Annotated in this window: 8 protein-coding genes; 4 read left to right on the plus strand and 4 right to left on the minus strand. The window is 74.1% G+C overall.

The genetic code is table 11. The features are described from left to right. Positions 1-136: 136 nt before the first annotated feature. From GTR02_RS18595 to map, 4 genes are all read right to left on the minus strand, one after another. Complete coding sequence (locus GTR02_RS18595) at positions 137-1,132, minus strand: LLM class F420-dependent oxidoreductase (RefSeq protein ID WP_166608979.1); 996 nt, start codon at positions 1,130-1,132, stop codon at positions 137-139. 93 nt (positions 1,133-1,225) lie between these two features. Beyond that, positions 1,226-1,990, minus strand: a complete 765-nt coding sequence (gene ppgK, locus GTR02_RS18600) for a polyphosphate--glucose phosphotransferase (RefSeq protein WP_166608980.1) — start codon at positions 1,988-1,990, stop codon at positions 1,226-1,228. A gap of 175 nt (positions 1,991-2,165) precedes the next feature. Continuing rightward, on the minus strand, positions 2,166-2,357 hold the full coding sequence (locus tag GTR02_RS18605) for a PspC domain-containing protein (RefSeq protein ID WP_166608974.1): 192 nt from the start codon (positions 2,355-2,357) through the stop codon (positions 2,166-2,168). Between the two features lie 162 nt (positions 2,358-2,519). Then, a complete protein-coding gene (map, locus tag GTR02_RS18610; protein WP_166608975.1) occupies positions 2,520-3,392 on the minus strand; it encodes a type I methionyl aminopeptidase in 873 nt (290 codons plus the stop codon). Positions 3,393-3,465: 73 nt separating this feature from the next. Between map and GTR02_RS18615 the strand changes: the two genes are divergently transcribed. The 4 genes from GTR02_RS18615 to GTR02_RS18630 form a co-directional block, all read left to right on the plus strand. Then, on the plus strand, positions 3,466-3,645 hold the full coding sequence (locus GTR02_RS18615; RefSeq protein ID WP_166608976.1) for an SPOR domain-containing protein: 180 nt from the start codon (positions 3,466-3,468) through the stop codon (positions 3,643-3,645). A gap of 163 nt (positions 3,646-3,808) precedes the next feature. Then, a complete protein-coding gene (locus GTR02_RS18620) occupies positions 3,809-5,074 on the plus strand; it encodes a toxic anion resistance protein (RefSeq protein WP_166608977.1) in 1,266 nt (421 codons plus the stop codon). Then, positions 5,071-5,985 carry a hypothetical protein gene (locus tag GTR02_RS22470; protein WP_205709591.1) on the plus strand — a complete coding sequence of 305 codons (915 nt, stop codon included), beginning with the start codon at positions 5,071-5,073 and terminating at the stop codon, positions 5,983-5,985. The genes GTR02_RS18620 and GTR02_RS22470 overlap by 4 nt, the downstream gene beginning before the upstream one ends. Before the next feature lie 11 nt (positions 5,986-5,996). Continuing rightward, positions 5,997-6,506 (plus strand): hypothetical protein (locus GTR02_RS18630; protein ID WP_166608978.1); only part of this gene is annotated, 510 nt, incomplete at its 3' end.

A 6,506-nucleotide genomic window follows, 5' to 3' on the forward strand; every position in this document is an offset into this window, starting at 1 on the left:
CGGGGGAGGGGAGCGACGGGGCAGTGGGCACGAGGACCTCCGTGGTGGGCGTGCCGCCACCCTCGCGGGCCCCGAGGGGTCCTGGGTGACGGGCACGCCAACCGCGGGTGAAGCTCGCGTTCCCGGGCGGTGGGCGTCAGCCCCGCAGGGCCGGGACGACCTCGCGCTCGAACAGCTCGATGCCGCTGGTGTCGGTGGCGGCCTCGGGGAAGTAGACGATCGGGTAGGTCATGCCGGCGGCCACGACGGGGCGCAGGGCCTCGACGATCTGCTCCGGCGTGCCGACGCCCGGCACGCCGGGGGCGAAGTTCGCCATCTCGCGCTCGACGGCCTCGGGGGAGACGTGCCTCTCGAGCTGGGCGCGGCGGAACGCGATGCGCTCGGCCACCTCCCGCTCGTCCCGGCCGATCGCGATGTTGTAGTTCGACGACCGCGTGATCGAGGACAGGTCCCGCCCGAACTCCGCGAGGTGACCCGCGAGGACCTCGGACTTGTGCGTGAACGTCTCGAGGTCGCCCGCGAAGTTCGTGTACTGGGCGTGCTTCGCGGCGTAGCGCAGCGTCTTGCGCTCCCCGCCGCCCGCGATCCACAGCGGGATCCCGCCCTGCTGCAGCGGCAGCGGGCGGACGATGGCGCCGTCGGTCTGGTAGTGCTCGCCCGCGAAGGTCGACGTCCCCTCCGTCCAGAGCTGGGACATGATCTGCACGCCCTCCTCCAGCATGGCCAGGCGGACGCCGGCGCCCGGGAAGCCGTAGCCGTAGGCGCGCCACTCGTGCTCGTACCAGCCCGCCCCGATGCCCATCTCGACGCGGCCGCCCGAGACGACGTCGACGGTCGCGGCCACCTTCGCCAGGTACGCCGGGTTGCGGTAGGCCATGCACGTGCACATCTGCCCGAGCCGCACGCGCCGCGTCGAGGCCGCGAAGGCGGCCATCAGGCTCCACGCCTCGTGCGTGGGCTCCTCGGAGGGTTCGGGAACCGTGTGGAAGTGGTCGTAGACCCAGATGGACTCCCAGACGTCCGAGGTGTCGGCGTGCTGGGCGAGCGAGTTCATGGCCGCCCACTGCAGGGCGGGCGCGATGCCGGAGAGGTCCTGCCGCCAGCCCTGGGGCACGAAGAGGCCGAACCGCAACGATGCGTTCTCAGTCATGTGATGACTGTAGGGGTCCGCCCGCCTGGTCGGGAGAGCGCTCCCTCGCGCGTCCCCCCGGCCGTCCCGGGCGGGTCAGCGCTTCGCGGCCGCCTGCGCCGCCAGCGACGCGGCCCCGATGATGCCCGCGTCGTTCAGCAGGTGCGCCGGGACGATGGGCGTGCGCAGGTCGAGCAGCGGCAGGAACTTCTCGTGCTTCTTGCTGACGCCCCCGCCGACGACGATGAGGTCGGGCCACAGCAGGTCCTCGAGGTGGGAGTAGTAGCGCTGCAGCCGCTTCGCCCACTGCTGCCACGACAGGTCGTGGCGCTCGCGCGCGGAGTCGGCGGCCTTCTTCTCCGCGTCGTGGCCGCCGATCTCGAGGTGGCCGAGCTCCGTGTTCGGGACCAGCCGCCCGTCGACGATGAGCGCGCTGCCGATGCCCGTGCCCAGCGTGGTGACGAGCACGACGCCGTGGATGCCCTTCGCCGCACCGAAGGTCACCTCGGCGAAGCCGGCCGCGTCCGCGTCGTTGACGACGACGACCGGCCGTCCGAGGGCGTCGGAGAACAGGCTCTCGGCGTCGGTGCCGATCCACGACTCGTCGACGTTGGCGGCGCTGCGCGCGATGCCGTGCTGGATGACGGCCGGGAACGTGATGCCGATCGGCTCGTCGCCGCGCAGGTGCTCGCCCAGCTGCTCGACGACCTGCGCGACGACGGGCGCGATCGCCGCGGGGGTCGCGGGCTGCGGCGTCTCGATGCGGACCCGCTCGGCCGCGAAGGTGCCCGCGCCCAGGTCGACGGGCGCCCCCTTGATGCCGGACCCGCCGATGTCGATGCCCAGCCCGAGGGTGGGCAGGCGCGCGCTCGTGCGCCGGGCCCGCGACGCGGGGCGCGCCGGGGCCTGCTGGGTCGCCGGTGTCTGCGGGGTGTCGCTGGTCGTCTCGGTCACGAGGGCAGAGCGTAGGGGCGCGCGCGCCTCCGCGCCCGCCCCCGACCGGTGCCCGTGCCCGCTGGGCGACCCGCGGGCCGGCTCAGCTCGTGTGGTCCTTCGGCAGCACGATCCAGAGCACGGCGTAGACGAGGACCTGCGGGCCCGGCAGCAGGCAGGAGACCACGAACAGCACGCGGACCAGGTTCGCCGAGACGCCGAAGCGGCGGGCGAGACCGGCGCACACGCCGGCGATCAGCTTGCCGCGCTGGGGGCGGGCCAGGGTGGTGTTCACGTCGATCGTGCTCCTCCGGTCGTGGGGTGCGGCGCTCCGGCCGACGCTCGCGGACGTCGACGGCGGCGGCCGCTGGTGCCGGACCCAACGCGCGGGTGCCCGCCGCCGTGCCCGCCGCTGTGCTGCCCACCGCCGTGGCCGTGCCTGTGGCCCGCCCGCCGGTCACGGCAGGGTGAGGACCTCGGCGCCCGTGTCGGTCACGACGAGCGTGTGCTCGAACTGCGCGGTGCGGCGCCGGTCGCGGGTGGTCACGGTCCAGCCGTCGTCCCACATGTCCCACTCGTGCGTGCCCAGGGTCAGCATGGGCTCGATCGTGAAGACCATCCCCGGCTCCATCACGGTGTCGTGCGCGGGCGCCGCGTCGTAGTGCGGCACGACCAGGCCCGAGTGGAAGGCCGGGCCCACGCCGTGCCCCGTGAAGTCGCGCACCACGCCGTAGCCGAAGCGCCGGGCGTAGGCCTCGATGACCCGGCCCACGACGTTCAGCGCGCGGCCGGGGGCGACCGCCTTCACGCCCCGGCGGGTCGCCTCCTCGGTGCGCTCGACCAGCAGGCGCGACTCCTCGTCGACGTCGCCGCACAGGAAGGTCGCGTTCGTGTCGCCGTGCATGCCGTCGAGGTAGGCGGTGATGTCGACGTTGACGATGTCGCCGTCGCGCAGCACGGTCGAGTCGGGGATGCCGTGGCAGATCACCTCGTTCAGGCTCGTGCACAAGGCCTTCGGGAAGCCGCGGTAGCCCAGCGTCGAGGGGTACGCGCCGTGGTCGCAGAGGAACTCGTGACCGATCCGGTCCAGCTCGTCGGTGGTCGTGCCGGGCGCGACGTGGCGCCCGACCTCGGCGAGCGCCTGCGCGGCGAGCCGGCTCGATCGGCGGATGCGCTCGACGCCCTCGGCGTCGATGACGTGCGAGCCGGTGTACGGCGCCGGCGCGGGCCGGTCCACGTACTCGGGGCGGGCGATCGCGGCCGGCACCGGGCGCCGGGGGCTCACCCGCCCGGGGACGAGCTGGGTGGCGGAGGACGTGCCCGGAGTCATGCCGGCGAGTCTAGGTCCGCGGCCCGGGCGGCCCGTCGCTGCGCGCGGCGCGGGATGCGAGCAGGATGCGGGCATGAGCGAGGCGAGCTTCTTCTACAACGTGCGGACCGGAGCGGTCGAGGAGGCCGACCGGCGCGACAAGGCGCAGGACCTCATGGGCCCGTACCCGACGCGGGAGGCCGCGCAGCACGCCCTGGAGTCGGCGCGGGCCCGCACCGAGGCGTGGGACGCGGAGGACGCGGAGGACGCGTGAGCCCGGCGGGCACCGCGGGCGGTGTCCGTCCAGGGCCCGAGGGCGGGGTCCCCCCGGCGGGGGATGCCGCGGGGAGCCGGCGTGCGCTGGAATCGGTCCGACCGCCACGGCCCGACCTAGGATGGGGGGGCCGCGTGGCGCCCGAGGACGAGGGGAAGCTCTGATGTCGGAGTCGCTGGACCTGAACAAGCCGCTGAGCCCGCCCGCCGCGGTGCCGGCGCCCGCGGCCGCGGACCTCCAGCTCACACCGCCCGCGCCCGTGCCGGTCGTCGCCGACGAGCAGGCCGAGGGCATGATCCCGCTGGACGAGGCCACCCGCGTCGAGCTCACCCGCAAGGCCCAGGCCTTCGTCGCCGACCTCGCGGCGCAGGACCCGCGCAGCCCGGCCTTCCAGAAGAAGGTCGACGACATCACGCGCATGGGCGAGCAGGAGGTCCGCTCCTCCGCCCAGGTCTCCAACCGCATGCTCGAGCGGCCCGCCTCGTCGCTGGCCGGCGCCAAGGGCCAGAAGGCGAGCGGCCCCGGCGCCGACGCGCAGGTGAAGGTGGCGAACACGCTGCTGGAGCTGCGGCAGACCGTCACCGACCTCGACCCCGGCCGCGCCGACCTGAAGGGCGCCAAGAAGATCCTCGGGGTCATCCCGTTCGGCAACAAGATCCAGCGCTACTTCGAGCGCTACGCCGACGCGCAGTCGCAGCTCGACGCCATCATCAAGGCGCTCGCGTCGGGGCAGGACGAGCTGCGCAAGGACAACGCGTCGATCGAGCAGGAGAAGCAGAACCTCTGGACGACGATGGGCAAGCTCACGGAGTACGCCACGCTGGCCAAGGCGCTGGACGCGGCGACCGTGCAGAAGGTCGACGAGCTGCGCGTCTCGCAGCCGCAGGCCGCCGACGCCCTGACCTCGGACGCGCTGTTCCCCATCCGCCAGCGCCACCAGGACCTGCTGACCCAGCTGGCGGTCAGCGTGCAGGGCTACCTGGCGATGGACCTGGTGCGCAAGAACAACATCGAGCTCATCAAGGGCGTCGACCGGGCGCAGACGACCACGGTGGCCGCCCTGCGCACGGCCGTCATCGTGGCGCAGGCCCTGGCCAACCAGAAGCTCGTCCTGGACCAGATCAACGCGCTGAACACCACGACGAACCAGATGATCCTGTCGACGTCGGAGATGCTCAAGCAGCAGACGGCGCAGATCCACCAGCAGGCCTCGACCGCGACCGTCGACGTGGCCACGCTGCAGAAGGCGTTCGACAACGTGTTCGCGACGATGGACGCCATCGACACGTTCAAGCAGCAGGCCGTCGTCAGCGTGGCCACCACGGTGGACGCGCTCGAGGGTCAGGTGCACCGCTCGCGCTCCTACCTGGAGCGTGCCCGCAACGGTGAGCAGGGCGGCGGACCGGCGCTGCCCGGACCGGGCCGGTGAGCGCACCGGTGACCGACCGCGCGCCCCGCAGCCTGCGCGCCCGGCGGGCGGCACCGGGGGACCTCGTCCCCGTGCCGCAGCGCTCGCGCGGTCAGGTGCTGCGCGCGCAGGCCCCCGCCGAGGTCGTGGCGCGGCGGCTGCGCAGCCGCGTCTGGCGGGTCAGGAACTCCTGGTGGCTCGTCGTCCCCGCGGTGGGGCTGCCGTGGCTCGCCTTCCTGTACATGGGGATCACGGCGCGCCGGCCCGCGTGGTTGCTGGCCGCCGCGGCCTACCTCGCCGCCGCCGGCGGGTCGGTGGCGCTCATGACCGCGGGCGGCTGGCCGCCCTTCCTGTTCGGACTGCTGCTCGCCATCGCCACCTGGGGAACGGGACTGGTGCACTCCGTCGTGACGAACTCCGCCTGGCTCAGGTTCAAGGCCGCCCTCACGGGGGAGCCGGTCCTCGAGGCCGCCCCCGCGCCGCCGCCCGTCGAGGCGGCGCCGGCCGACCCCGTCGCCGCCATGCAGCACGAGCTGCGCACGGTCGTCGCGACCGTGAACCGCGCGGGCGGCAAGCTCCCCGACGGGGCCGTGCCGACCGTGCGCGAGATCGGCGACGTGCTCACGCCGCTCCTGGCGCACGTCGCCAAGCGCGGCGCCGACGTCGAGGAGCTGCACAACCTCGAGGCCATCGTCACCGAGTACCTGCCGGGCGCGCTCGAGCACTACCTCGACCTGCCCGAGCAGTACGCGCTCACCCACCGGGGGCCCTCCGGAACCACGCCCGCCGAGGAGCTGCTGTCGCAGCTGCACCTGCTGCTGGACGGCACCCGCCAGCTGCAGCAGGCGGTCTACGACCACGACGCCCAGCGCCTGGCGACCCAGGGCCGGTTCCTGGACGCCAAGTTCCGCCGTTCCGACCTGGACCTGTAGGAGGAGGCGCCGTGGGCATCGACCTGGGCAAGGACCGCGAGGGCGGGCAGCCGCCCGCGGCCCGCGAGGGCGCGCAGCTGCCCGCCGTGCGCAGCGGCGGCCGCCTCGAGCCCCACGACGCCGACCCGTGGCGCCGCGACCAGCGGCGGGGCCGGGACCGGGACCGTCACCGGGGCAAGGAGCTCAGCCCGCGCGAGCTGGAGGACCGCGAGCTCGAGAAGCTGGACATCGACGAGAGCCGCCTGACCCCCGTCGGGGTCGTGCTGCCGCGCGTCGGCTTCGTCTCCGACGCCGTGTGCCAAGGGGTCCGGCTCGGCTGGATGGGGCTCTGGATCGCGCTGTACGCCGTCGGCGCGTGGTTCGTGGCCCTGCCCGTGATGTTCGCGTGGATCGGCGCCAACGCGGCCTACGAGAGCCACACCAAGGAGCAGCGCCGCCGGCGCAAGCGCGAGATGCGCGCGCTCCAGGTCGAGGCGGCCGGGGGACCGCCGGCCCAGCTCGGGCCCGCGCGGACGCGGGCC

Source organism: Kineococcus siccus (assembly GCF_009906795.1).
Lineage (GTDB): Bacteria > Actinomycetota > Actinomycetes > Actinomycetales > Kineococcaceae > Kineococcus > Kineococcus siccus.

Coding starts and splice junctions, on each gene's coding strand:
- map (WP_166608975.1), bottom strand. CDS start 3,392: ATGACTCCGGGCACGTCCTCCGCCACCCAGCTCGTCCCCGGGCGGGTG.
- GTR02_RS18615 (WP_166608976.1), top strand. CDS start 3,466: ATGAGCGAGGCGAGCTTCTTCTACAACGTGCGGACCGGAGCGGTCGAG.
- GTR02_RS18620 (WP_166608977.1), top strand. CDS start 3,809: ATGTCGGAGTCGCTGGACCTGAACAAGCCGCTGAGCCCGCCCGCCGCG.